Below are 24,412 nucleotides of genomic sequence, written 5' to 3'. Positions count from 1 at the left end.
AATGCACGGTCAGTCCCTGGTCACGGACCGGGCGGCACAGGTGAGAAAGGCACAAGATGGCGGCACCGGAGCTGGTCGTCCCCAGCGGCGGACCCAGGCGGCTGCGGGTGCGCAGGCCGTGGGTGCGCGCGGGCTTCACCGCATTGTTCGGCGTGGCGTTCGGGCTGGGGCTCTGGGGCTTCGCGCTCTACCGGACCTCCCCGGACTTCGTGTGGGGCACCACCGGGTGGGACGTCGTCTACTACTCCGTCCAGCTCTTCGTGCTCGGCGCCGAGGCCACCAACGACGGCGGAGACATGCCCTGGCAGCTCCAGGCGGCACGCTTCCTCGCCCCGGTCGCCACCGGCTACGCCGTGTTCGAGGCCGTGCGCTCGCTGTTCGCCGACCAGTTCGTGCTGATGCGCACCCGCCGGCTGCGGGGGCACGCCGTCGTCGTCGGCCGCACGCCCGCCGCCGACCTCATCGCCGCGGCGCTCGCGGCCCGGGGCGCGGTGGTCGCACGCACGACGACGGGCGACGCCGAGTCGCTGCGCAGCGCGGGGATCTCGGGCGCCGCCGTGCTCTACGCCTGCGAGGCCGAGGACGACGAGCCCGGCGTCAACGTGCTCACCGTGGCCGTGGCCAACCGCGCGGACCGGGACCCCGCCCTGCCCGGCCTGCGGCTGAACGCGCACGTCAGCGACCCGGAGCTCGCGCTGGCCCTGCAGGCGCGGCACCTGAGCCACCCGCAGCCGGGCGTGGACTTCTTCACGCTGGGCGAGCTCGTCGCCCGCTCGCTGGCCCGGCGCGACCAGACCGTCGCGCGCGGCGCCGCCCCGCACATCTCCGTCGTCGGGCACGGTACGTTCGGCCGGGCGCTCGTGGTGGCGTTCGCGCGCCTGCGGAGCGTCGAGATCGCGTCCGGCGGCGAGCCCCTCACGGTCACCCTGGTGGGGTCGGGCGCGCGGGAGTCCGCCGCGGCGCTGCGCGCCCGCTGGCCCAGCGTGCGCGCGGCGTGCCGGCTCGTCCCGGTCGACACGTTCGCCGAGGTGCGGGCGGTCGGCAGCCCCCAGCGGGTCTACGTCTGCCACGACGACGACGGCGAGGCGCTCCGGGAGGCGCTGCGCGACAGCGACCTCTGGCGCGCGAGCGAGGGCGCCGTCGTGCTCTGCCTCAACCGCCTGGCGGGGCTGGGCGGGCTGTTCGGCACCCACGACGACGCGATCCTCGACGACCTCGGCGGCCGGCTCGACGTCGTCGAACCGGGCACGCTGCTGCGCAGGGCGACGATGCCCGGTGTGCTGGTGCACGAGGACGTCTACGACCTGATGGCCGTCTCGGCGCACCTGACCTACCTGCGCAACCAGCGCTCTCGCGGTGTGGCCTGGCAGAGCACACCTGCCATGGTCTCGTGGGTTGAGCTGTCCGAGGACCTGCGGGCCGCGAACCGCGCGCAGGTGCGCGCCATCCCCGAACGGCTCCGCCAGATGGGCTGCACCGTCGCGCCCGCCGGCGACGCCGAGCACGGCCGGATCCCCGAACCCGTGGTGGACGCGCGGGCGGCGGACGAGCACGAGCGCTGGATGGCGGAGAAGACCGCCGCCGACTGGACCTACGGGCCGGAGCGCGACGACGCCCGGCGCCTGCACCCGGACCTGCGGCCCTGGGCGGACCTGTCCGAGCCGGACCGGGAGAAGGACCGCGCGGCGATCCGTGCGATCCCGGTGATCCTGGCGGACTTCGGCCTGCACGTCGTCCCGCTCGACGACGACGCCGGATGGGAGGCCGCAGGCGAGCCCGTGCCCGACCCGCGCGGCGTGGTCCGGGGCTGGCGGATGTTCGGCCGCGGCCGGGCCGAGCAGCCGGAGGAGGGCTGACGCCGGGCAGCCCGCGCGGGCTGACAGGATGGGGCCATGCGAAGCGTCACCCTCCTCGGCTCCACCGGCTCCATCGGCACGCAGGCCATCGACGTCATCGGGCGCAACCCCGACCGGTTCCGCGTGGACGCGCTGTCCGCCGGCGGTGCCGACCTGCCGCTCCTCGCGCGGCAGGCGGCCACCCTCGGCGTCCGCGCGGTCGCGGTGGCCGACGCCGCCGCGCGGCCCGCGCTGACCACCCTCCTGCGGGAGGCCGGGGCCGACGGCGTCGAGGTGCTCGCCGGGCCCGACGCCGCGACCGAGCTGGCCGGCCGGGGGAGCGACGTCGTGCTCAACGGCATCACCGGGTCGGTGGGCCTGCGTCCCACCCTGGCGGCGCTGGAGTCCGGCTCGACGCTGGCGCTCGCGAACAAGGAGTCGCTCGTGGTGGGCGGCGCCCTGGTCAAGGCGGCGGTGCGGCGCGAGGGCCAGATCGTGCCGGTCGACTCGGAGCACTCGGCCATCGCGCAGTCGCTGCGTTCGGGGTCCGCCGCCGAGGTCCGCAAGCTCGTGGTGACCGCGAGCGGCGGGCCGTTCCGCGGCCGGTCGCGTGCCGAGCTGCGGGACGTGACGCCCGCGCAGGCGCTGCGGCACCCGAACTTCGCGATGGGGCGTGTGGTCACCACCAACTCCGCGACCCTGGTGAACAAGGGCCTCGAGGTGATCGAGGCGCACCTGCTGTTCGACCTGCCGTTCAGTGCCATCGACGTAGTGGTGCACCCGCAGCAGCTGATCCACTCGATGGTCGAGTTCGTCGACGGCTCCACCATCGCGCAGGCCGGGCCGCCGCGGATGCTCGTGCCGATCGCGCTCGGCCTGTCCTGGCCGGACCGCTTGCCCGACGTCGACGTGGCGATCGACTGGACCCAGGCCGCCACCTGGGAGTTCGCGCCCCTGGACGACGACGCCTTCCCCGCCGTCCGCCTGGCCCGCCAGGTGGGCGAGGCCGGCGGCACCCACCCCGCGGTCTACAACGCCGCGAACGAGGTGTGCGTGGACGCGTTCCACGACGGCACCATCGGCTTCCTCGACATCGTCGACACCGTGGCCGCCGTGGTGGAGGAGCACACGACGACCGGGGCGGGCGACGCGGCATCGGTCGAGGGCGTCCTGGAGGCCGACGCCTGGGCCCGAGCCCGCGCGGCGGAGATCCTCAAGTCCTGACCGTCCGTCCGGGACCCGTGCAATGTGCTGCGTCCCGGCAGGGGCGTAGTGCCAGGAGTGGCTTGGGGGAAACAGTTGCTCTGCGGAGTGTGTTGCTGTCAGTAGACAACGTCTACTGACAGCAAAAGACCTAGCCCGCGGAGTAGTTACCCGGAGCCTGACCATCCGGCTGCGGCGTCGGCCGCCGTCCGCGCGCGGCGTGGTCGTGATCGACCGGGCCGTGCCCGTGCCACGGACCCGGCGTTGTCCCGGTACCACCGATGACCAGGCCGTCCGCGGCGCGGAGGGTCTCGGTCAGGTAGTCCTTCGCTGCGCGCACTGCGGGCTCCCAGCCGCCGCGCACGGGCCGCAGGACGGCGCACGCCGAGCTGAGCGTGCAGCCCGTGCCGTGCGTATTACGAGTGGGGATCCGTGGGGCGGTCAGGGCGACGACGCCGTCCGGCGCGCCGCTCGCTCCGAGGCCCGGACCTGCGAGGTGGTCGACCGACTCGGCCGTCCCCAGGTGTCCGCCCTTGACCAGGGCGAACCGTGCGCCGAGCTTCAGCAGCGCGCGCGCCTGGCCGGCCGCCTCGACGTCGTCCCTGGCCTGCTTGACGCCGAGCAGCACGGCGGCCTCGGGCAGGTTCGGCGTGACGAGGTCGGCGAGGGGCAGCAGCTCGTCACGCAGCACGGCCTCGGCGTCGGCCGTCAGGAGGCGGTCGCCCGACGTCGCGACCATCACCGGGTCGAGCACCACGAACGGCGCACTCCCCGCGGCCCGCAGGTCGCGCAGGGCCGCCGCGATGGCCCGGGCGACGGCGGCGTCCGTGGTCATGCCGATCTTCACGGTGTCCACCGCGACGTCGGCGAACAGGGTCTCGAGCTGCGCGCTCACCATGTCGGCCGGTACCGGTAGCACCCGGGTCACGCCGGTCGTGGACTGCGCGGTCAGGCCCGTGAGCACCGCGCAGCCGTAGCCGCCGAGGGCCGCGAAGGTCTTCAGGTCGGCCTGGATCCCGGCGCCGCCGGACGGGTCGGAACCGGCGATCGTCAGCGCCACCACGGGATGGCCGGGCGGGCGGGCACGCAGAGCGACGTCGGGCGCATCGCCGGGCAGAAGTGCACTCATGAGGCGCGTCCCGTCGTCGTGCGAGACCGGCCGCTCGATCGCCCGCTTGGGCGGCCGGCCGCGTGAGCGCCGGGTCGGTCGCCCGTGTGGGCGTCGGGTCGGTCGCCCGCGCGGACGTCGGAGCGGTCGCCCGCGCGGACGATGTCCCAGGCGTGCGCGATCTCCCGCGCGGCACCCGCCGGGTCGAGCCTGCCGCACACCGCGGAGACGACGGCGCTCCCCGCCGCCCCGGCGTCGTGCAGGGCAGGGACGTCAGCGGCTCGCAGGCCGCCGATCGCCACGCACGGGAGCTCCGTGGCGGCCGCGACGATCGCGAGCCGGGCGAAGCCGATCGCCGGGCGGGCGTCGGTCTTGGACAGGGTGGGCCGCACCGGTCCGACGCCGAGCAGGTCGACGGTGCCGGGCGGGAGGTCCGCGGTGGCCCGCGCCTCCTCGGGAGTGCTGACGCTCAGCCCGAGGTGTCTTTCGGGGCCCAGCAGCCGCCGTGCGGAGACCGGGTCCAGGTCGCTCTGCCCCACGTGGGCGCCGTCGGCCCCGACCGCGAGCGCTACGTCCACCCGGTCGTCGACGACGAGCGGCACCCCACGAGGCCGGAGCAGGGCGACCAGCGCGCGTCCGAGGTCCACGAGCTCGCGGGTGGTCGCTCCGGGGTCCCGCAGCTGGACGGCGGTCACGCCGCCCGTCACCGCCGCGTCCACGGTCGCGACGACGCCGGCGGGGCCGCCGCACTGCTGCGTGTCGGTGACGAGGTAGACGGACGGGTCGAGGCGCAGCCGGGCGGTCATACGTCGGCCCGCGCGGACTCGTGCGTGCCCGCGGCGCCGGGCCCGGTGGTGGACCTGTTGCTGGGCCCGGTGGTGAACCCGGTGGTGAACCCGGCGCCGGACCGGGCCGCGGCTTCGTTCACGATGCCGGCGCCGTACCCGACCGCCTCCGGGTCGACGTCGAAGACCCGGTCGACCAGCTCGACCGCGAAGCTGCCGGGCGTCGCCGAGGCGGTGAGGTCGGCGGCGACGCACAGCCACGCCGTCGCGGCGACGGCGGCGAGCAAGCGGTCCTCGGTGACGGCGGCGCAGGCCGCGACCAGGGCGCCGAGCGAGCACCCGACCCCCGTGACCCGCGTCATCAGGGGAGTGCCCGCGCTCACGCGCACGACCCGCTCGCCGTCGGTGATCAGGTCGGACGCACCGCTGACGGCGATCACCGCGCCCGACGACCGGGCGAGGTCGAGCGCGACGCCCCGCACGCCGTCGGGCGTGTCCAGGGAGTCGACGCCCCGGCCGCCGGAACCGCCGGCAAGCGCCTGGACCTCGGACGCGTTGCCGCGCACGACGGCGGGGCCGCGCGCGAAGAGCTCGGCCGCGAGCCGGGTGCGCAGCGGCAGCGCGCCGATGGCGACGGGGTCGAGCACCCACGGCACGCCCGCGGCGGTCGCGCCGTCGACGGCGGCCCGCATGCCGTCCGCCTGGATGCCCTCGACGGTGCCGAGGTTGATCAGCAGGCCGCCCGCGGCGCCGGCCATGACCGGTGCCTCCTCGGGGTCGGCGACCATGGCCGGCGCCGCACCGGCGGCGAGCAGGATGTTGGCGGTGAAGTTGGTGACCACGACGTTGGTCACGCAGTGCACCAGGGGAGCGGTGGTGCGCACCGCGGTGACTACCGACGCGACGGCGTCGGGCAGGACGGAGCCCATGAGGCGTTCCCTTCGCTAGCACTACCTAGATCAGGTTCCACGGGTGCATCTCAGCCAGGCTCTGGTCCTGGCGCCCCGCGCCATGTGGGGCCCACCTTAGACAGGTTGGGGCGGTGTTCGGAACCGGGCTGGTCGTGGTTCTCTGCTGTAATCGGCTTATGGACAACGAGGGTGTTTTGGCCGAGATTCGGGCGATGTGCGTCGGGCACCTCGGCGAAGACCTGGGAGCTCGGCTCGCCGCGTTGGCCAAGCCCGCGTTTGCCCTCGGGCGCGCTAGCGACGACGCGCCGCAGACCGGCCGGTGCCACGTCGGCGGCCCCGCACTGCTGGAGCCGGGAACGCGGTGGCCCGAGACCGGGGGAGGCCGTCCGCTCGGCCTGGTCGCAGTGCTGGACACCGACGAGCTCGCACCATGGCTCGACGACCAGCTGCCCACGCGGCTCGGTGTGGTCAACGTGTTCCGGTTTCAGCCGGACGAGTTCCAGATCGTGCTGGCCGACCCGGCACGCGCCATCGAGGTCGCGGCTCCGGAACCCGCCCAGGTGCTTGACCGGCAACCGCTGAACGCCACCCCCATCGTCACCCTGCCGTCGTTGGTGGGGGAGTCCTACGACCCGATCCTGAAGTCGTTCGACTTCCGGGCGCTACCCGACCTCGATGACGGTGACGGACGAGGACTTCGTTCCCACGAGCGGTTCGCTGAGGCCTGGGTCGACTACTGCTGGGAGAAGTTCAGGTGCCGGCCCGGAGACGCTCAGGCGTTCGGCTGGCCATACATCGACCAATGGGTAGGAAGACGGGACGACGACTACGCACATCTCCTCACGCTTCCGGACCACCTGTGGGATGCCGAGGATCACGACGGCGGATTCGAGCGTGTCATGGTCTCTCCTGACGACCTGCGGGCCGGCAGGTTCACGGGCGTCGGCTACGAACAGGATGGTCTTCACTGACCCCGTGCTGCAGCCCGTCGACGAGCAGGTCGAGCATGCGCCCACCGTGGTTCGGCTCCTCGTCGTGCATGGGCAGGCACAGCTTGGAGACGGCGTACAGGAGGTCCTTGGGGCTGGCGACAGCGCGGATCTCGCCGGCGTCGACCGCGGCGTCGACGAGCGAGCCGACGGAGGGGCCCAGCCGCCCGATGAAGTAGGCGGGCAGGGCGTCGAATGCCGGGTCGCCCGAGTGCAGGGCCGAGGCGAGCCCGCGCTTGGTCGCCAGGAACTCCGTGTACCGGTGGAGCCACTTCTCGAGCGCCACGACCGGCTCGTACTTCTCCGCGAGGACGGGGGCCGCGTCGGCGCAGGCGTCCACCTCGTTCTGGAACACGGCCTTGACCAGGTCCGAGCGCTTGGGGAAGTGCCGGTACAGCGTCCCGACGCCGACCCCGGCGACGTCGGCGATCTCCTTCGCGGGCGCGTCGACGCCCGACGTGCCGAAGACGGCCTTGGCGGCGTCGAGCAGCGCGTCGATGTTGCGCTGCGCGTCTGCGCGCAGCGGCCGCGACGCTGTGTTCTGGGTCACTTCTCTCCGATCGCTTGCTAACCGGAACGCCTTTCCATATAGTTCTGGAAGAGCGTTCCGCTTAGTTCCAGAGTACGGCATCGCGACGGCGCTCACCAGACCTCTCGACCCCAGGAGGGCCCCATGCAGTACCGCAGCCTCGGCCGGACCGGCATCAAGGTCAGCCCCTACGCGCTCGGCGCGATGATGTTCGGCGCGGTCGGCAACCCCGACCACGAAGACTCGATCAAGATCATCCACAGGGCGCTCGACGCGGGCATCAACTTCATCGACACGGCCGACGCGTACTCCCACGGCGAGTCCGAGGAGATAGTGGGCAAGGCGCTCAAGGGGCGGCGCGACGACGTCGTGCTCGCCACCAAGGTGCACCTGCCCATGAGCGACGACCCCAACCACCGCGGCAACTCCCGCCGCTGGATCATCGCCGAGGTCGAGAACTCCCTGCGCCGCCTGGGCACCGACTACATCGACCTGTACCAGATCCACCGGCCCGACCCCGAGACCGACGTCGAGGACACGCTGGCGGCGCTGACCTACCTCATCAACTCCGGCAAGGTGCGGGCCATCGGCTCGTCCACCATGCCCGCCGCCGACATCGTCCAGGCGCAGTGGGTCGCCGAGCGGCGCGGCCTGGAGCGCTTCCGCACCGAGCAGCCCCCGTACTCGATCCTGAACCGCGGCATCGAGCGCGACGTCCTGCCGGTCGCGCAGCAGTACGGCATGGGCACCCTCGTGTGGAGCCCGCTGGCGGGCGGCATGCTCACCGGCAGGTACCGCAAGGGTCAGGGCAACGACACTCACCGGGCGCAGTTCGGCTTCGCGCACCTGCGCGACGAGCGCCGCCTCGACGTCGTCGAGCAGCTCATCCCCGTCGCGCAGGACGCCGGGATCCCGCTGAACCACCTCGCGATGGCGTTCGCCATCGCCCACCCGGGCGTCACGTCCGCGATCATCGGACCGCGGACGATGGACCAGCTCGACAGTGCGCTCGCCGGCGCGGAGGTGGTGCTGAGCGACGAGATCCTCGACCGGATCGACGCCATCGTGCCGCCGGGTACCGACGTCAGTCGCCTCGACATGGCCTACGACCCGCCGGCCATCCAGCACGCGCCGCTGCGCCGTCGGCCCGCGGAGGAGCGGGCGGCGGCTGCCTGACGACGCACCGCGGCGCCCCGCGCCACCGTCCCACCGCGCGAAAGGAACCGTCATGACCCACAGGCAGCACCACCCCATCGGTACCGGATTCACCGCCGCCTCGACGGTCGACGACGTCCTCGCGGGCATCGACCTGACCGGCGAGAACGTCATCGTCACGGGCGGCCACTCCGGCCTCGGCCTGGTGGCCACCCGGGCGCTGTCTAAGGCTGGCGCCTCGGTCACCGTCGGCTCGCGTGATACGGACCGTGCCGCCGCCGCGGTGGCCGGGATCGAACGAGTCGAGGTCGCGCGACTGGATCTCATAGACCCGGCGTCGATCGATACGTTCGTCGCGAAGTACCTGGAATCCGGCCGCCCCCTGCACATCCTGATCAACAACGCGGGCTACCCGGCCCCCGCCCAGATCGTGCGAGACGCGCGCGGCTACGAGGCGCAGTTCGCGACCAACCACCTCGGCCACTTCCAGCTCACCCTTGGCCTGCACCCCGCACTCAAGGCGGCCGACGGTGCCCGGGTGGTCAACACGACCTCGGGCGCCCAGCGGATGTCCGACATCCTGTGGGACGACCCGAACTTCACCGGCGGCGGCTACGACCCCAACCTCGCCTACGCCCAGTCCAAGACCGCGAACGTGCTGTTCACGGTCGAGCTGGACCGGCGGTGGGCCGACGAGGGCATCCGCGCCTTCGCGGCCCACCCGGGCGTCATCGCCACGACGTCGTTCAACAGCTCGGTGGGTGTGGATGCGCAGCGCGCCATGGGTCTGATCGACGACGCCGGCCGGCCGATCATCGACCCAGAGCACGGGAAGAAGACCGAGGAGCAGGGGGCCGCCACCATCGTGTTCGGCGCCACCAGCCCGCTGCTGTCCGACGTCGGCGGCGTGTACCTGAACAACAGCGACATCTCACAGCTGAACGACAACCAGCCGGCGCCCACCGCGCGGGAGGTCACGGCCGACGTCGTGTCCCACTCGATCGACCCGAGCTCGGCCGAACGGCTGTGGGACCTGAGCGAGCAGCTGCTGAAGGTCTAGTGGCCGCGCGAGCCAGTCGCCGAACCGCAACACAGTGGTCGGTCGAGGGCGTCGAGCCGCAAGTCACCTGTCGATCGAGCGGGTGATGCGTGATCAACAATCGGCTCGGCCCCCTGATGTGCGATCAACCTGCGGTTCGGTCGCCCGATCGGTGACCAACCTGCGGTTCGGCGCCGCCGCTCAACTCACAGCTTCGTCCACGCCTCGCTCAGCACCCCCCGCAGGATCTGCTCGATCTCGTTGAACTCCGCCGGCCCGGTCGTGAGCGGCGGCGCGAGCTGCACAACGGGGTCGCCGCGATCGTCGGCCCGGCAGTAAAGGCCGGCCTCGAACAGCGCCGGGGTGAGGAACCCGCGCAGCAGGCGCTCCGCCTCGTCGTCGGAGAAGGTCTCCCGGGTGTCCTTGTCCTTGACGAGCTCGATCCCGTAGAAGTACCCGGCGCCGCGTACGTCGCCGACGATCGGCAGGTCGTACAGCTTCTCCAGGGTCGACCGGAGGACCGGCGCATTCTCCTTGACGCGCCCGGTCAGGTTCTCGGACTCGAAGATGTCGAGGTTCGCCATGGAGACCGCCGCCGACACCGGGTGCCCGCCGAAGGTGTACCCGTGCGCGAAGCTCGTGGACCCGGTCGCGAACGGCTCGAAGATCTTGTCGCTGACGATGCACGCGCCGATCGGGGAGTAGCCCGACGACATGCCCTTGGCGCACGTGATCATGTCGGGCACGTAGCCGAAGTCGTCGCACGCGAAGATCGACCCGATGCGGCCGAACGCGCAGATGACCTCGTCCGAGACCAGAAGGACGTCGTACTTGTCGCAGATCTCGCGTACCCGCTCGAAGTACCCGGGCGGCGGCGGGAAGCACCCGCCCGCGTTCTGCACCGGCTCGAGGAAGACGGCGGCCACCGAGTCGGGCCCCTCCATCTCTATCAGCGTCTCGATCTGGTCCGCGGCCCAGCGGCCGAACGCCTTCGGGTCGTCGCGCAGATCCTCGGCCGCCCGGTAGATGTTGGTGTTGGGCACCTTGTGCGCGCCCGGCACCAGGGGCTCGTACGGCTCCTTGAGGCCCGGCAGGCCCGTCACGGACAGGGCGCCGTGCGTGGTGCCGTGGTAGGCGATGGACCGGGAGATTACCTTGTACTTGCCCGGCTTGCCCTGCAGCTTCCAGTACTGCTTGGCCAGCTTGAACGCCGTCTCCACCGCCTCGGACCCGCCAGTCGTGAAGAAGACGCGGTTCAGGTCGCCGGGCGCGTGGTGGGCGAGCCGCTCGGCCAGGTCGATGGCCGGCGGATGCGCGAACGACCACAGCGGGAAGAAGGCGAGCTCGCCCGCCTGTTTGGCCGCGGCCTCGGCGAGCACCCGGCGGCCGTGCCCGGCCTGGACCACGAACAGCCCCGAGAGCCCGTCGATGTACTTGCGGCCCTGCGCGTCCCATACGTGGTGGCCCTCGCCGCGCACCAGCGTGGGCACGCCGGCGTCCCACGCGGACTGCCGCGTGAAGTGTCCCCAGAGGTGACGGCGGGCGGCGTCGTCCCGCGCGGTCCCGCGCGGCGTGAGATTCGGCCCGACGGCGGAGGGGGCGGCGGGCGTAGAGATTTCAGTCATCGTGTTCCCCAGTTGTAGAGCTGTTTACGGAGCTTGAGATAGACGAAGGTCTCTGTGGTCAGCACACCAGGAAGCGAGCGGATCTGCCTGTTGACGATCTCGAGCAGCTGGTCGTCGTCCTCGCAGACCACCTCGACGAGCAGGTCGAACCCGCCCGCTGTGATCACCACATAGTCGACGCCCTCGACGTCGGCCAGGCTGTCGGCGAGGTCCTCGATGTCCCCGCTGGCCTTGATGCCGATCATCGCCTGGCGGGCGAAACCCACCTGGAGCGGGTCGGTGACGGCGACGATCTGCACCACGCCGTGGTCCACCAGCCGCTGCACGCGCTGGCGCACCGCGGCCTCGGACAGGCCAACGGCCTGGGCGATCGCAGCGTACGAGCGTCGGCCGTCGGCCTGAAGCTGCTCGATGATCGCCTTCGCGGCGTCGTCGAGCACCGGCGCCGAGCTGGTGGCTGGGGAGCGGGGCATGGCTGAATGTTGACCATGAGAGGGCGCTGAACGCAAGCAGATCCGTCGTGAGAAACATTCCGGACCACTGAATCCGCAACAGTTTACCGCCGGGTAACACGGATTCCTTTGTTGTGCGCACGTCGGTCCCCTACGGTCCTGACCACGTCGAGACCGAGGAGGACCGTGAGCACCACGACCGGCACGGAAGCCAAGACCGAGCTGCTCAACCTGGTGGGCGGGCAGCGGACCCCCGCGGCCGACGGCGACACGCTCACCGTCGTGGACCCGAGCACGGGCGAGGGCTACGCGACCTCGCCGAACAGCGGCGAGCAGGACGTCTCCGCCGCCTACGCCGCGGCGGACCGGGCGTTCGCGGAGTGGCGGCACACCACGCCCGCGGAGCGGCAGCTCGCCCTCCTCAAGATCGCCGACACCATCGAGGCACGTGCGGGGGAGCTCGTGGCGGCGGAGAGCCGCAACACGGGCAAGCCGCTGCACCTCACCGCCACCGACGAGGTGCCGCCGTGCGCCGACCAGTTCCGCTTCTTCGCGGGCGCGGCCCGGATCCTGGAGGGCATGGCCGCCGGGGAGTACCTGGAGGGCCACACGTCGTGGATCCGTCGCGAGCCGGTGGGCGTCGTCGGCCAGGTGACGCCGTGGAACTACCCGCTGATGATGGCCGTGTGGAAGATCGCCCCGGCCCTGGCCGCGGGCAACACGATCGTCCTCAAACCATCGGACACCACGCCGGTCTCCACGCTGCTGCTGGCCGAGATCGTCAACGAGCATGTGCCGGCCGGCGTCTTCAACGTCATCTGTGGCGACCGCGAGACCGGCCGTGCCCTGGTGTCGCACGCGCGTCCCGACATGGTCGCCATCACCGGCTCGGTCCGGGCGGGCATGGAGGTGGCGCGGGCGGCGTCGTCCGACGTCAAGCGCGTGCACCTCGAGCTCGGCGGCAAGGCGCCGGTGGTCGTGTTCGGCGACGCCGACATCGCGGCCGCCGCCGAGGGCATCGCCGGCGCCGGCTTCTACAACGCAGGCCAGGACTGCACGGCGGCCTCGCGCGTGCTGGTGCACGAGTCGGTGGCCGCGGACTTCACCGCGGCACTGGCGGAGCAGGCCGCCGCGACCAGGACGGGCCTGCCCGACGACGAGACCGCCGACTTCGGGCCGGTCAACAACCCGCACCAGCTCGACCGCGTGCTCGGCTTCGTGGACCGCCTGCCCGCGCACGCGCAGGTGGTGGCCGGCGGCAACCGGCTCGGCACCACTGGTTACTTCCACGAGCCCACCGTCGTCGCGGGCCTGCAGCAGGACGACGAGGCCGTGCAGACCGAGATCTTCGGCCCGGTCATCACGGTCCAGACGTTCTCCGACGAGGCAGACGCGGTCGCCAAGGCGAACGACGTCGCCTACGGCCTGGCCAGCTCGGTCTGGACCGCCGACCACGGCACGGCCATGCGGGTGTCGCGCGCCCTGGACTTCGGCTGCGTGTGGATCAACACCCACATCCCCTTCGTCGCCGAGATGCCGCACGGCGGCTTCAAGCACTCCGGGTACGGCAAGGACCTGTCGATGTACGGGTTCGAGGACTACACCCGCGTCAAGCACGTGATGAGTGCGTTCTGAGCCGGCCCTGAACCAGCACCGAGCAACCCAGCGAGCCCCCGAGGAGCACCCGTGAGCAACCCCCGACGTCGTCCCCCGGCGGACCCCATGGTCCGCGCCCTGATCCAGCAGGCCCGCGGCGCTGCCGCGGCCCGCCGAGCCTCGGCCGGGAGCGCCGGCCTGTCGCGCCGCCAGTTCCTGACTGTTGGCGCGGGGGTGGCGGGCACCGCCGCCCTCCTGGCGGCCTGCGGCACGGGAGGCGCGCCGGGCGCGTCCTCCAGCGCCGCGCCGAGCCCGGCCGCCGACGTGTCCGACGCAGAGAAGCTCGTCCGCTGGGCCAACTGGACCCTGTACCTGGACCAGAACGACGCCGGCACCGAGTACCCGACCCTGAACGCCTTCACGAAGCAGACGGGCATCGACGTCGAGTACCTGGAGGACATCGAGGACAACGACACCTTCTACGGCAAGGTGTCGGGGCAGCTCGCGAACGGCGACGACATCGGCTACGACATCGTGACGCCGACCGACTGGATGGCCGGCCGCATGATCCGGCTCGGCTACGCCCAGGAGCTGGACCTGGCCAACATCCCGAACGCGGCCAACCTGGTGTCCACGCTGCGCGACGTCGACTACGACGAGGGCCGCAAGCACGCCCTGACGTGGCAGTCGGGCTTCGGCGGCCTGGCCTGGGACAAGGCGAAGGTGCCTGGCGGGATGCAGAGCCTCGACGACCTCTGGAAGCCGGAGCTGGCGGGCAAGGTCGAGGTGCTGTCCGAGATGCACGACACCATCGGGCTGATCATGCTCAGCCAGGGCGTGGACCCGGCGGGCGACTGGGGCGACGCGGAGTACGACGCCGCCATCGAGCTCCTGCGCGAGAAGATCACCTCGGGCCACATCCGCCAGGTCAAGGGCAACTCGTACACGCAGGACCTGGTGTCGGGGGACTGCTGGGCCTGCATCGGCTGGTCCGGCGACATCACGGGGCTCAACTACGAGGCCGACAACCGGTTCGACTTCGTGGTCCCCGAGGCCGGCGGCACGCTCTGGAGCGACGAGATGCTGATCCCGGTCGGCGCCACGCACAAGAAGAACGCCGAGACGCTCATGAACTACTACTACGAGCCCGAGGTCGCCGCCCAGGTGGCGGCATGGGTCAACTACGTGACCCCCGTCGACGGCGCCAGGGAGGTCATGGAGAAGTCCGACCCGGAGCTTGCCGCCGACACCAACATCTTCCCGGACGACGAGACCCTGGCGAAGGTGCACGTGTTCCGCACGCTCACCCCGGCCGAGGAGACCAAGTACAACGGCCAGTACCTCGAGGTCATCGGGGCATGAGGTCGCCACACACGGCGAGCCTCGAGCTGTGGGGCGTGCGCAAGGAGTTCGGCAGCTTCACCGCCGTCGAATCCCTCGACCTGACCGTCCCCGAGGGCTCGTTCTTCGCGCTGCTCGGCCCGTCCGGCTGCGGCAAGACCACCACGCTGCGGATGGTCGCCGGGCTGGAGCAGCCGACGTCGGGCGTCATCTCGATCGGCGGGCGGGACGTGACCGGCACCGCGGCGCACCGCCGCCCGGTCAACACGGTCTTCCAGTCCTACGCGCTGTTCCCGCACCTGACGGTGCTGGACAACGTCGCGTTCGGGCTGAAGCGCAAGCGGGTGCCAGACGCGCGGGCCAAGGCCCGGGCCGGGCTCGAGACCGTGCAGCTCGCGCACCTCGGCGACCGCAGGCCGAACCAGCTCTCCGGCGGCCAGCAGCAGCGCGTCGCCCTGGCTCGCGCCCTCGTGAACAGCCCGTCCGTGCTGCTCCTGGACGAGCCGCTCGGCGCGCTCGACCTCGCCCTGCGGCGCGAGATGCAGCTCGAGCTCAAGCGCATCCAGGCGGACGCGGGCATCACGTTCGTGCACGTGACGCACGACCAGGAGGAGGCCATGACCATGGCCGACACCGTCGCCGTCATGAACGAGGGCCGCGTCGAGCAGCTCGGCCCGCCCGCCGAGCTCTACGAGCTGCCCAGCACCGCCTTCGTGGCGAACTTCCTGGGGCGCTCCAACCTCGTGACCGGCTCGGTGGTGGACGTCGGCGAGGTGCTCGGCGTCGACGTCGCCGGTACGCGCCTCCGGGTGCCGGTGGGGCGGGTCTCGGCGGGTTCGACCGGCGTCGGCGCCGTCGTGCAGCTCGGCGTGCGTCCCGAGAAGGTGCGGATAGTGGCGAACGGCAGCGAGCCGACGTCGGGCAGCAACGTGCTGGGGCCGGGCAAGGTGACCGACGTGTCGTTCACGGGCGTCTCCACTCAGTACCAGGTCGACCTCGGGGACCTGGGCGTGCACGAGGTCTTCGCACAGAACTCCTCGGGCGCGCCCGAGGTGCGTGTGGGCGACGCCGTCCGCCTGGCCTGGGACGTGGACCACACGTTCGGCCTCGCCGGGGAACCTGCCAGGAGCGGTCAGTGACCACGGTGGCCCCGGGCCCGGCCATCGGCGTCGCGGCCCCAGGGACGGGCGCTCCAGGCACGGGCGCGGAGGACGTCGCGGCCCGGCGCGCCGGCGCCGCTGGCGTCGGCCTCATGCTCCCGGGCACGCTGTACCTGGTCGCCTTCTTCGTGATCCCAGTCTTCGCGCTCCTGGCGACGTCGCTCTACGTGCCGGTCCCCGGGGGCGACGTCGGCCAGTTCATGCCGGCCTTCCACTGGCAGAACTACGTGACAGCGCTCGCCGACTTCTGGCAGCCGCTCGCGCGCTCCTTCTGGTTCGCGCTGCTGGCCACGGCGGGGGCGCTCGCGGTCGGCTACCCGATCGCATACCTGATCGCCGTGCGCGGCCGGGGCAGGCCGCTGCTGCAGGGCATGCTGCTCGTGCTGGTCGTGGCGCCGTTCTTCACGTCGTTCGTGCTGCGCACCATCGCGTGGAAGCAGATCCTGGCCGACGACGGGTACGTGGTCCAGGCACTGCACTGGCTCCACGTGCTGCCGCCGGACGGGCGGCTGACGGCGACGTCGTTCGCCGTCGTCGTCTCGCTGACGCACAACTTCGTGCCGTTCATGGCGCTGCCGATCTACGCATCCCTGGAGCGGCTCGACCCGCGCCTGGTGGAGGCGGGCGGCGACCTGTACGCCGGGCCGTGGACGACGTTCCGCACGGTCACCCTCCCGCTGTCCATGCCGGGCGTGGTCTCCGGGACGTTGCTCACGTTCATCCCGGCGGCCGGCGACTACGTGTCCGCCTCGCTGCTGGGCAACTCGACCAACACGGCGATGATCGGCCAGGTCATCGACACGCGGTTCTTCCGGCTGCTCGACTACCCGACCGCCGCGTCGCTGTCGGTGGTGCTGATGGCCGCCATCGCGGTGCTCGTGGGGCTCTACGTGCGCCGGACGGGGACGGAGGACCTGCTGTGACTCGACCGGTGACTCGACCCGTGACTCGACCTGCGACTCGACCTGCGACCGGGCGGCTCAACCGCCGGCTGGCCGGCGCACTGATCCCCGCCTACTGCGCGCTGGCGTTCGTGTTCCTGCTCGCGCCCAGCGTCTACACCGTCCTGTACTCGTTCAACGACGGCGGCCGGCGCAACCTCGTGTGGCAGGGCTTCACGCTCGACAACTGGCGCAACCCCTGCGGGGCGCCCCAGGTGTGCGAGGCGTTCGCGAACTCGCTGCAGGTGGGTCTGCTGTCCACGCTGTTCGCCACCACGCTCGGCACGCTCGTAGCGATAGCTCTGGTGCGCTACCGGTTCCGCGGGCGGGCGCTGGCCAACCTGCTGATCTTCCTGCCCATGTCCACCCCCGAGGTCGTGCTGGGCGCGGCCCTCCTGTCCCAGTTCCTCACGCTGCAGCTGCAGCTCGGGTTCTGGACAGTGGTGCTCGCGCACGTCATGTTCAACATCTCGTTCGTCGTGGTGGCGGTCAAGGCGCGCGTGCAGTCCATGGACCCGCGCCTGGAGGAGGCCGCCGCCGATCTGTACGCCTCGCCCTGGCAGGCCTTCTGGAAGGTGACGTTCCCGCTGCTCGTGCCGGGCATCGCGGCCGCGGCGGCGCTCGCGTTCAGCCTGAGCTTCGACGACTTCATCATCACCAACTTCAACTCCGGCTCCTTCACCACGTTCCCGAAGTTCGTGTACGTCTCGGCGGCGCGCGGCATCCCGGCGCAGGCCAACGTGATCGGCACGGCGATGTTCGTGGCGGCGCTGGCCGTGGTGATCGGTGCGCAGGTGGTGGCGGCGCTCCGCCGTCGGGTCAGCGGCGCCGGGTCCAGTTGAACACCGCCCAGCCCGTGACCAGGGCGCCGACGGTGACCAGGGCCGTGGCCGCTACCGCCTGGACCCCGTTGAGCAGCCCGGCGTCCATGGCCACCTGGACGGTGCCGATGAGGGCGTAGACGCCGGCGAACACGGTGATGGCGGACAGCGTGCCGTCCATCAGCCGACGGCGCCCGCGCTCGCGCTGCGCCTCCGCCGCCCGCTCGCGGTCGCCGTGCAGGCGTTCGAGGGCGGCCAGCCGGGCGGCGATGGGCTCCTGGAGCAGCTCCCGCAACCGCTCGGTGACGACGGCGGCCTGCTGCTCGAAGTGCGACGCCTGCAGCAGCTGGTTCAGCATCCGGGACTCCAGGGCGGAGGCCAGGAACGTGGGGGACGTGATGGTGGTCAGGGTCGTGCGGACCTCCGAGGCGAACTCGTGCAGCCGGAGCTGCTCGCGGGTGAGCCGCTCCTTGCGGTCGGCGAGGTCGGCGCCGTTGTTGACGTCGTGGTCGGCGAGCATGGCCGCGACGATCCGCAGGTGGTCCGCGAGGGTGGCGTTCCAGGCGCTGAACAGCCCGTTGAGGCTGGCCACGAACTCGGCGAGCGAGCCGTACTGGGAGATCTTGAAGTGGGCGGTGCCGACCAGGGCGACGGTGGTGGAGTTGGTGGCCACGGCCACGACGTCGCCCAGGTGCCGCACGCCTTCCAGCAGCACCGGGTTGCGCTGGCGCAGGGTCCAGTCGCACAGCGTCGCGGTGCCGTAGGAGACCGGCTGCAGCAGCACCTGCGAGCCGAACGCGGCCAGCAGCTCGTCCCCCATGGAGACGGGCGTGCGCTCCGTCGCCGGCGCGGCCGGGCCGCGTCCCCTGCTCGCCTCGTAGACGGTGGTGACCACGTGGGCGCGGCCCTGGGCGATCTCGGTGCCCTCGCGGACCAGGTCGGCGGTGGCGCGCTGGAGCAGGTCGGCGAGGTCGAAGAGGCGCTCGGGCGGGAGCGCGCCACCCGGGTCGACATCGACGGGCGGGCCGTCCGGCGTGATCCAGCGCACCCGGATGTCGGCGTGCAGGTTGGACAGGCGGAACCGGGCGTCGCGGACCTGCTGCGGCGACTGGTCGCGCGCCGAGTACCGGAACCGCACGTAGTGGTTGCCGAACTCGGTGAACCGCACGTCGCAGGACAGCTCCTCGATGAGCGTCCCGTCGGGTTGTTCGAGGCGCACGTTCGGCATCGACAGCGACACCCCGCCGTACGGGCGTGCGGCCCGGTCGACGCTGGCCCAGACGTCGTCCATCTTGAGGCGCCCGCGTACCGCGAAGGCCTGGACACCGAGCAGCTCGGGCCGCTCGTCGCGGTCCGCGATGCTCCGGATGGCCGCGACCGCCGTGGCCGGGCTGACGTCCCGCAGCCCGAACGGGTAGATGTAGACCGTCCTGAGCCGGTCGAGCGTGAGCCAGGTCGCGTCGAGGTTGCGGTGCAGCTCCGCCAGGTGCATCCGGTAGGAGCGCAGCTCGCTGGCCAGGATGTAGTTGAGGTGCCGGTCGGTCTCCGCGGCGCGCAGGCCGTCGAGCGCGGGGCCGAGCCGCGACGGCTTGCCCGCCATCGCGTCGTCGGCCGCCCGGGCGGCCTCGGCCAGCGCGCGGAAGTACCGGATGCGGGTCACCGCCTGCGGCACCAGGATGCGGCGGAACGGGGAGGTCGGGTCGGGGATCGCCCGGGCCGCCTGCAGCAGCTCGGCGCACCGCTCGCCGGCCCGGCCGGCGGCGTCGGCCAGCCGGGCCAGGTCGCCCGCGCTGCGGGCGGCGGACGTGTGCATCTGGGTGATGAGAGTGCGCAGCAGCACGGCGACGGCGTCGCCCTCGGCCCGGCAGACGTCGTCCGGGGCGCTGTCGCGGCACGTCTCCCAGGTCTCGACGAAGGCGCGCAGCGGGACGATGATGCGGCCGTGCCGGAAGGTGTACTGCAGGGCGTCGCTCGCCTGCGACCACAGGTAGATGCCGAGCAGGGCGGCGGCGCGGGGCTGCGCGGCCACGGCGGTCAGCGTGGCCGCCGTCTCGGGGCCGCGCGGGTCGCCGGGCACGGGGTGTCGTCGGTTCGGCGCCTCGCCGTCGTCGCCCATGTTCCAGCGTGAGGCGGCCCAGATCGCGCTGACGTCCACGCCGATCTCGCGCAGCTGCCGCGCCACCCGGGAGTCGCCGTCCGCACCGGGCCACGCTTCGGTCTGGAACATCGAGGCGAGGCTCTCCACGAGGGACGTGGGGCCGTGCGCGTGCAGCTCCCGAAACCCAGGGACAGACGAAACCGACATGTCGACAGGTTAATGATCAGTAACCAATGTTTCAACGAATCATCATGATTCGGCAGAAAGTGAACGTCGGGCGCCCGTCGCGGGGGAGGACGCGCGCGGCCTTCCGGGCTGTCAGAGAGGTGCCGTAGTCTCGGTTCCGTGAGCATCGTTCCGCACATCGTTGGTGTGCTCGTCCTCCTGGTGGGCGTCCTTGTCTCGGTCGGTCTGCACGAGCTCGGGCACATGATTCCCGCCAAGAAGTTCGGCGTGCGCGTGAGTCAGTACATGGTGGGCTTCGGTCCCACGGTCTGGTCGCGGACCAAGGGGGAGACCGAGTACGGCATCAAGGCGATCCCGCTCGGCGGGTTCGTGCGCCTCGTGGGCATGATGCCGCCCGCCCCCGCGGGCACGCGGCGTGGCACCGGCTTCTGGAGCGAGCTCGTCGCGGACGCGCGCGACGCGTCCGTAGCGGAGGTGCGTCCCGGCGAGGAGCACCGCGCCTTCTACAACCTGTCGACGCCCAAGAAGCTCGTCGTCATGTTCGGCGGGCCGTTCATGAACCTCGTGATCGCCACGTTCCTCATGGGCGTCATCCTGGTCGGCTACGGCCTGCCCGCGGTCTCGACCACCGTCGCCCAGCTGTCGGAGTGCGTGCCGGCGTCGGTCACGTCCACCGCGACGGGGGACGACTGCGAGGGGCAGCCGCCCGCGCCCGCCGCCGCGGCCGGGCTGGAGCCGGGTGACGAGGTGGTCTCCTTCGGCGGTACCGAGGTGACCGGCTGGCAGCAGCTGGTCGGCCTCATCAACGAGTCCGCGGGGCGCGAGTCCCAGATAGTGGTGCTGCGCGACGGCGAGCGGGTGACGCTGGACGTCACCCCCGCGACCACCGAGCGCCCGGTGGTGGACGAGCAGGGCGCGGCGGTCCTCGGGGCCGACGGCGAGCCGCTCGTCGAGCCGGGCGGTTTCGTCGGCTTCTCCCCGCTCCAGGTGCGCGAGCAGCAGCCCCTGTCGCGCGTCCTGCCCGAGGTCGGCAACATGACCTGGCAGACGGCGACCATGGTGGCGACGCTCCCGGTCCGCGTGGCCGACGCCGCCACCCAGGCCTTCACGTCCGAGGAGCGCTCGCAGGACTCCGTGCAGTCCGTGGTGGGCGTCGCGCGGATCAGCGGCGAGATCATGGCCCTGGACGAGGAGATCATCGACCGGGTGATGATCTACCTGAGCCTGCTCGCGAGCCTCAACATCGCGCTGTTCGTCTTCAACATGATCCCGTTCCTGCCGCTCGACGGCGGGCACCTGGTCAACGCCCTCTACGAGGGCGGCAAGCGCACGGTCGCCCGGATCCGCGGGGCGGCGGTGCTGCCCGGCCCGGCCGACGTCGCACGCATGACACCCGTGGCCTATGTGGTCTTCCTGATCCTGCTTGGTGTGGGTGGCATCCTCATCGTGGCGGACCTGGTGGATCCGGTGCGGATCACGTGACGCCAGACACGATGTGCGTTTCGCACCTTCTGAAGCGTGGATACTGATCCTGTGAGCGCAATCAGCCTCGGCATGCCCGCAGCACCTCCGCCGGTTCTCGCCCCCCGCCGAAAGACCCGCAAGATCAAGGTCGGCAAGGTGGAGGTGGGCGGTGACGCACCGGTGAGCGTGCAGTCCATGACCACCACGCCCACCACCGACATCAACGCGACCCTCCAGCAGATCGCGGAGCTCACGACGGCAGGCTGCGACATCGTGCGCGTCGCCGTCCCGACCTCCGACGACGCCGAGGCGCTGCCGATCATCGCGAAGAAGTCCCAGATCCCCGTGATCGCGGACATCCACTTCCAGCCGAAGTACGTCTTCCAGGCGATCGACGCCGGCTGTGCCGCCGTCCGCGTCAACCCGGGCAACATCCGTAAGTTCGACGACCAGGTCAAGCAGATCGCCCAGGCCGCGAAGGACGCCGGGATCTCGATCCGCATCGGCGTCAACGCGGGCTCGCTCGACAAGCGCCTGCTGGCCAAGTACGGCAAGGCCACCCCCGAGGCCCTGGTCGAGTCCGCCGTGTGGGAGGCGAGCCTCTTCGAGGAGCACGACTTCCACGACTTCAAGATCTCGGTCAAGCACAACGACCCGGTCATCATGGTCGCGGCCTACGAGCTGCTCTCCGAGCGCGGCGACTGGCCACTGCACCTCGGCGTCACCGAGGCGGGCCCGGCGTTCCAGGGCACCATCAAGTCGGCCACCGCGTTCGGTGCCTTGCTGAGCAAGGGCATCGGCGACACGATCCGCGTCTCCCTGTCGGCCCCGCCGGTGGAGGAGGTCAAGGTCGGCAACCAGATCCTGCAGTCCCTGAACCTGCGCCCGCGCAAGCTCGAGATCGTGTCCTGCCCGTCCTGCGGCCGCGCCCAGGTCGACGTGTACACGCTGGCCGAGAAGGTCACCGCAGGCCTGGAGGGCATGACCGTCCCGTTGCGCGTCGCCGTCATGGGCTGCGTGGTGAACGGCCCGGGCGAGGCCCGCGAGGCCGACCTCGGTGTGGCCTCCGGCAACGGCAAGGGCCAGATCTTCGTCAAGGGCGAGGTCATCAAGACCGTCCCCGAGTCGATGATCGTCGAGACGCTCATCGAAGAGGCGATGCGGATCGCGGATGAGATGCCCTCGCCGGAGAATGAAGCACAGGCCGGTTCACCGGTCGTCTCGGTCGGCTGACTCGAACGGAGCAAGGCATGGCCCGCTGGCGCACCCCGGTTCCCACCGGAGCGCGCCCCGACGGGCCGCCAGAACCGGGCGAACGCGACATTCTGGCGCGCCGTAATCGCGAGGCTGTCGCGCGGGCGCTGACCCGCACGGACCTGGTGCAGGCGCTCGCGGTCTGCGCCGTCGACCCGGTCTCGTCCGTGCTCGCCACCGCGCGTCTGGAGATCGCGGCGCGCTCCGGCTTCGGTGCCGCGGCGGGCCAGGCCTGGGGCTTTCCCGCCGTCGGGCCGCTCGAGGCGGTGTGCTGGGCCGGTGCCAACCTGGTGCCCGTGATCCCGATCGCCGATCCGGACCGGCGCGCCGAGGCGATCAGCGCCTTCGCGACCGTGGCGCGCGTGCACGGGCGGCGGTCGTCGTCGATCGTGGGGGAGCAGTGGGCGGCGCTCGCGCTCTGGGAGCGGCTGTCGCCGCACTGGCCCCCGGCCCGCGAGGTGCGCGCCGACCAGCCGTCCATGGCCATCGGGACCGCGCCCTCGCTGCCGCCCGAGCCCACCGTTCGCCGCTCGGTCCCCGCCGAGCTGGACATCGTGCTCCCGGCCTGCGTGCGCATGTTCACGGAGGAGGTCGGCTACTCGCCGGTCGCCTCGGGCGGGTCCGCCTACGCGGAGCGCGTGCGGTCGCTCATCACGGAGGGGCGCTCGTTCATCCGTCTCGTGCCCGACGTCGGCGGGCAGCCCGCCATCGCGTTCAAGGCCGAGCTCGGCGCGGTGGCCGGCGGCGTCGCCCAGGTGCAGGGCGTCTGGGTGGAGCCCGCGTTCCGCGGCCGGGGCTGGTCGGAGTCGGGCATGGCAGCGGTAGTCACCGCGACGCGCGCGTCGGTCGCGCCCGTCGTGTCCCTGTACGTGAACGCCTACAACGAGCGGGCCGTGGCGGCCTACCGGCGGGTGGGTTTCGAGCAGGTGGGCACGTTCGCGACCGTGCTGTTCTGACCTGCTCGCTCACCGCAGCAGCTTGGACATCCTGCGGTCCGCCAGGGGTTTGCCGCCCGTCTGGCACGTGGGGCAGTACTGCATGGACCGGTCCGCGAAGGACACCTCGTGCACCGTGTCACCGCACGGCGTCCCGTTCCACCCCGGGCACGGCAGGCCCGAACGGCCGTGCACGCGCATCCCGGCGCGCTTGGCATCCTTGAGCTCCTTGGCAGGCTTGCCCGACGCCGCCGCGATCGCCTCCGTGAGCACGTCGCCGATCGCGGTGTGCAACCGGGCGGTCTCCTCGGGCGTGAACGACCCGGTCAGCTTGTACGGGCTGAACCGGCTCACGAGCAGGATCTCGTCGCTGTAGGCGTTGCCGATGCCCGCGATGGCGTGCTGGTCCCGCAGCAGGCCCTTGACCTGCTGGTTCTTCGCGGACAGGAGGCCGGCCAGGATCTCTGTCGTGAACTCCGGGGCGAGCGGTTCCACGCCGAGGGACGCGATCATCTCGATCTCGGCGGGGTCGTGGACGACGTGCACCGCGAGCCGTTTGCGGGTGCCCGCCTCGGTCAGGTCGAACCCGGAGCCGTCGTCGAGCCGCACCCGCAGCGCGAGGATCGCGCCCCGGCTGGAACCGCCGAGGGACGGCCGCACCGGCTTGGTGGACAGCGCGTCCGACCAACGCACCCATCCGCCCCGCGAGAGGTGGAAGACCAGGTGGAGCGGGGCGTCGTCGGGCACCGGGTTGTCGGACGAGGCCGAGACCACGAGGTCCAGCCACTTGCCGTGCCGGGCGACGTCCGTCACCTCGCCCCCGGAGAGCGCGGCAGGCGGCGGGTCGAAGGTCTTGAGCGCGGCGATCGAGCCGACCTCCACCGCGCTGACCGTGCGCCCAGCGGTCCGCGCGCGCAGAAAGTCGGCGAGCGCGGCGACCTCGGGCAGCTCTGGCATGGCCCCATCCTGCGAGACTTCCGGATTC

21 protein-coding genes and 1 riboswitch are annotated in these 24,412 nt (G+C 71.8%); of the genes, 13 read left to right on the top strand and 8 right to left on the bottom strand.

Annotated features, from left to right (window positions below):
• The first annotated feature begins 56 nt into the window (after positions 1-56).
• Positions 57-1,856 (top strand): RyR domain-containing protein, encoded by a 1,800-nt coding sequence (locus C8K30_RS01195; RefSeq protein ID WP_108491069.1) that lies wholly within the window; start codon positions 57-59, stop codon positions 1,854-1,856.
• Positions 1,857-1,892: 36 nt separating this feature from the next.
• Positions 1,893-3,059, top strand: a complete 1,167-nt coding sequence (dxr, locus tag C8K30_RS01190) for a 1-deoxy-D-xylulose-5-phosphate reductoisomerase (protein WP_108491068.1) — start codon at positions 1,893-1,895, stop codon at positions 3,057-3,059.
• A gap of 130 nt (positions 3,060-3,189) precedes the next feature.
• On the opposite strand, the gene thiD is transcribed toward dxr, so the two are convergent.
• The 3 genes from thiD to thiM all read right to left on the bottom strand — a co-directional run bounded on the left by thiD (position 3,190) and on the right by thiM (position 5,860).
• Positions 3,190-4,167: a bifunctional hydroxymethylpyrimidine kinase/phosphomethylpyrimidine kinase gene (gene thiD, locus C8K30_RS01185; protein WP_108491067.1), complete on the bottom strand. Its 978-nt coding sequence runs from the start codon at positions 4,165-4,167 to the stop codon at positions 3,190-3,192.
• Positions 4,164-4,952 (bottom strand): thiamine phosphate synthase, encoded by a 789-nt coding sequence (gene thiE / locus C8K30_RS01180; RefSeq protein ID WP_108491066.1) that lies wholly within the window; start codon positions 4,950-4,952, stop codon positions 4,164-4,166. Before thiE ends, thiD begins: the two co-directional genes overlap by 4 nt.
• A complete protein-coding gene (gene thiM / locus C8K30_RS01175) occupies positions 4,949-5,860 on the bottom strand; it encodes a hydroxyethylthiazole kinase (protein WP_233256906.1) in 912 nt (303 codons plus the stop codon). Before thiM ends, thiE begins: the two co-directional genes overlap by 4 nt.
• Positions 5,850-5,948, bottom strand: a riboswitch (TPP riboswitch). (Overlaps the previous gene by 11 nt.)
• A gap of 25 nt (positions 5,949-5,973) precedes the next feature.
• Here thiM and C8K30_RS01170 point away from each other — a divergent pair.
• Positions 5,974-6,813 carry a DUF1963 domain-containing protein gene (locus C8K30_RS01170; RefSeq protein ID WP_233256905.1) on the top strand — a complete coding sequence of 280 codons (840 nt, stop codon included), beginning with the start codon at positions 5,974-5,976 and terminating at the stop codon, positions 6,811-6,813.
• Here the strand turns inward: C8K30_RS01170 and C8K30_RS01165 are convergent.
• Positions 6,776-7,381 carry a TetR/AcrR family transcriptional regulator gene (locus C8K30_RS01165; protein ID WP_199230287.1) on the bottom strand — a complete coding sequence of 202 codons (606 nt, stop codon included), beginning with the start codon at positions 7,379-7,381 and terminating at the stop codon, positions 6,776-6,778. The genes C8K30_RS01170 and C8K30_RS01165 overlap by 38 nt on opposite strands.
• Before the next feature lie 123 nt (positions 7,382-7,504).
• Here C8K30_RS01165 and C8K30_RS01160 point away from each other — a divergent pair, with 123 nt between their 5' ends.
• A complete protein-coding gene (locus tag C8K30_RS01160; protein ID WP_108491064.1) occupies positions 7,505-8,536 on the top strand; it encodes an aldo/keto reductase in 1,032 nt (343 codons plus the stop codon).
• Between the two features lie 52 nt (positions 8,537-8,588).
• Entirely contained in the window at positions 8,589-9,575 is a 987-nt protein-coding gene (locus C8K30_RS01155; RefSeq protein ID WP_108491063.1) for an SDR family NAD(P)-dependent oxidoreductase, read from the top strand.
• 185 nt (positions 9,576-9,760) lie between these two features.
• Here the strand turns inward: C8K30_RS01155 and C8K30_RS01150 are convergent, their stop codons facing one another.
• Together C8K30_RS01150 and C8K30_RS01145 are read right to left on the bottom strand one after the other, a co-directional pair.
• Positions 9,761-11,179, bottom strand: coding sequence for an aspartate aminotransferase family protein (locus C8K30_RS01150; protein ID WP_108491062.1), 1,419 nt, complete (start codon positions 11,177-11,179; stop codon positions 9,761-9,763).
• Positions 11,176-11,652 carry an Lrp/AsnC family transcriptional regulator gene (locus tag C8K30_RS01145; RefSeq protein WP_108491061.1) on the bottom strand — a complete coding sequence of 159 codons (477 nt, stop codon included), beginning with the start codon at positions 11,650-11,652 and terminating at the stop codon, positions 11,176-11,178. Before C8K30_RS01145 ends, C8K30_RS01150 begins: the two co-directional genes overlap by 4 nt.
• Positions 11,653-11,817: 165 nt before the next feature.
• Here C8K30_RS01145 and C8K30_RS01140 point away from each other — a divergent pair, with 165 nt between their 5' ends.
• From C8K30_RS01140 to C8K30_RS01120, 5 genes are read left to right on the top strand one after another with little or no spacing between them, the layout of a single operon-like run.
• Positions 11,818-13,266, top strand: coding sequence for a gamma-aminobutyraldehyde dehydrogenase (locus C8K30_RS01140; RefSeq protein WP_108491060.1), 1,449 nt, complete (start codon positions 11,818-11,820; stop codon positions 13,264-13,266).
• A gap of 51 nt (positions 13,267-13,317) precedes the next feature.
• Entirely contained in the window at positions 13,318-14,589 is a 1,272-nt protein-coding gene (locus tag C8K30_RS01135) for a PotD/PotF family extracellular solute-binding protein (RefSeq protein WP_233256904.1), read from the top strand.
• Positions 14,586-15,707: an ABC transporter ATP-binding protein gene (locus tag C8K30_RS01130; protein WP_108491058.1), complete on the top strand. Its 1,122-nt coding sequence runs from the start codon at positions 14,586-14,588 to the stop codon at positions 15,705-15,707. The genes C8K30_RS01135 and C8K30_RS01130 overlap by 4 nt, the downstream gene beginning before the upstream one ends.
• 5 nt (positions 15,708-15,712) lie before the next feature.
• Complete coding sequence (locus C8K30_RS01125) at positions 15,713-16,651, top strand: ABC transporter permease (protein WP_369939332.1); 939 nt, start codon at positions 15,713-15,715, stop codon at positions 16,649-16,651.
• Positions 16,652-16,671: 20 nt separating this feature from the next.
• Positions 16,672-17,511: an ABC transporter permease gene (locus C8K30_RS01120; protein WP_108491057.1), complete on the top strand. Its 840-nt coding sequence runs from the start codon at positions 16,672-16,674 to the stop codon at positions 17,509-17,511.
• Here C8K30_RS01120 and C8K30_RS01115 read toward each other — a convergent pair.
• A complete protein-coding gene (locus C8K30_RS01115; protein WP_146197295.1) occupies positions 17,489-19,795 on the bottom strand; it encodes a hypothetical protein in 2,307 nt (768 codons plus the stop codon). The genes C8K30_RS01120 and C8K30_RS01115 overlap by 23 nt on opposite strands.
• A gap of 138 nt (positions 19,796-19,933) precedes the next feature.
• On the opposite strand from C8K30_RS01115, the gene C8K30_RS01110 reads away from it, so the two are divergent.
• The 3 genes from C8K30_RS01110 to C8K30_RS01100 all read left to right on the top strand — a co-directional run bounded on the left by C8K30_RS01110 (position 19,934) and on the right by C8K30_RS01100 (position 23,448).
• On the top strand, positions 19,934-21,256 hold the full coding sequence (locus C8K30_RS01110; RefSeq protein WP_255415692.1) for an RIP metalloprotease: 1,323 nt from the start codon (positions 19,934-19,936) through the stop codon (positions 21,254-21,256).
• A gap of 72 nt (positions 21,257-21,328) precedes the next feature.
• Positions 21,329-22,471 carry a flavodoxin-dependent (E)-4-hydroxy-3-methylbut-2-enyl-diphosphate synthase gene (gene ispG, locus C8K30_RS01105; protein WP_108491055.1) on the top strand — a complete coding sequence of 381 codons (1,143 nt, stop codon included), beginning with the start codon at positions 21,329-21,331 and terminating at the stop codon, positions 22,469-22,471.
• A 17-nt stretch (positions 22,472-22,488) separates the two neighbouring features.
• The gene (locus tag C8K30_RS01100) at positions 22,489-23,448 is read left to right on the top strand and encodes a DUF4081 domain-containing GNAT family N-acetyltransferase (protein ID WP_108491054.1); all 960 of its coding nucleotides are present in this window, start codon (positions 22,489-22,491) and stop codon (positions 23,446-23,448) included.
• A 9-nt stretch (positions 23,449-23,457) separates the two neighbouring features.
• On the opposite strand, the gene C8K30_RS01095 is transcribed toward C8K30_RS01100, so the two are convergent.
• Positions 23,458-24,384: an Fpg/Nei family DNA glycosylase gene (locus tag C8K30_RS01095; RefSeq protein ID WP_108491053.1), complete on the bottom strand. Its 927-nt coding sequence runs from the start codon at positions 24,382-24,384 to the stop codon at positions 23,458-23,460.
• Positions 24,385-24,412 lie beyond the last annotated feature (28 nt).

Source organism: Promicromonospora sp. AC04 (assembly GCF_003058225.1).
In the GTDB taxonomy this organism is placed as follows: Bacteria; Actinomycetota; Actinomycetes; order Actinomycetales; family Cellulomonadaceae; genus Promicromonospora.
This window is presented reverse-complemented; position numbering and strand designations above follow the sequence as displayed.

What these genes read in the sequence shown, in the direction of transcription:
- C8K30_RS01195 (WP_108491069.1), top strand. Translation starts at nt 57, where the DNA reads ATGGCGGCACCGGAGCTGGTCGTCCCCAGCGGCGGACCCAGGCGGCTG.
- dxr (WP_108491068.1), top strand. Translation starts at nt 1,893, where the DNA reads ATGCGAAGCGTCACCCTCCTCGGCTCCACCGGCTCCATCGGCACGCAG.
- thiD (WP_108491067.1), bottom strand. Translation starts at nt 4,167, where the DNA reads ATGAGTGCACTTCTGCCCGGCGATGCGCCCGACGTCGCTCTGCGTGCC.
- thiE (WP_108491066.1), bottom strand. Translation starts at nt 4,952, where the DNA reads ATGACCGCCCGGCTGCGCCTCGACCCGTCCGTCTACCTCGTCACCGAC.
- thiM (WP_233256906.1), bottom strand. Translation starts at nt 5,860, where the DNA reads ATGGGCTCCGTCCTGCCCGACGCCGTCGCGTCGGTAGTCACCGCGGTG.
- C8K30_RS01160 (WP_108491064.1), top strand. Translation starts at nt 7,505, where the DNA reads ATGCAGTACCGCAGCCTCGGCCGGACCGGCATCAAGGTCAGCCCCTAC.
- C8K30_RS01155 (WP_108491063.1), top strand. Translation starts at nt 8,589, where the DNA reads ATGACCCACAGGCAGCACCACCCCATCGGTACCGGATTCACCGCCGCC.
- C8K30_RS01150 (WP_108491062.1), bottom strand. Translation starts at nt 11,179, where the DNA reads ATGACTGAAATCTCTACGCCCGCCGCCCCCTCCGCCGTCGGGCCGAAT.
- C8K30_RS01145 (WP_108491061.1), bottom strand. Translation starts at nt 11,652, where the DNA reads ATGCCCCGCTCCCCAGCCACCAGCTCGGCGCCGGTGCTCGACGACGCC.
- C8K30_RS01130 (WP_108491058.1), top strand. Translation starts at nt 14,586, where the DNA reads ATGAGGTCGCCACACACGGCGAGCCTCGAGCTGTGGGGCGTGCGCAAG.
- C8K30_RS01115 (WP_146197295.1), bottom strand. Translation starts at nt 19,795, where the DNA reads ATGTCGGTTTCGTCTGTCCCTGGGTTTCGGGAGCTGCACGCGCACGGC.
- ispG (WP_108491055.1), top strand. Translation starts at nt 21,329, where the DNA reads ATGCCCGCAGCACCTCCGCCGGTTCTCGCCCCCCGCCGAAAGACCCGC.
- C8K30_RS01100 (WP_108491054.1), top strand. Translation starts at nt 22,489, where the DNA reads ATGGCCCGCTGGCGCACCCCGGTTCCCACCGGAGCGCGCCCCGACGGG.
- C8K30_RS01095 (WP_108491053.1), bottom strand. Translation starts at nt 24,384, where the DNA reads ATGCCAGAGCTGCCCGAGGTCGCCGCGCTCGCCGACTTTCTGCGCGCG.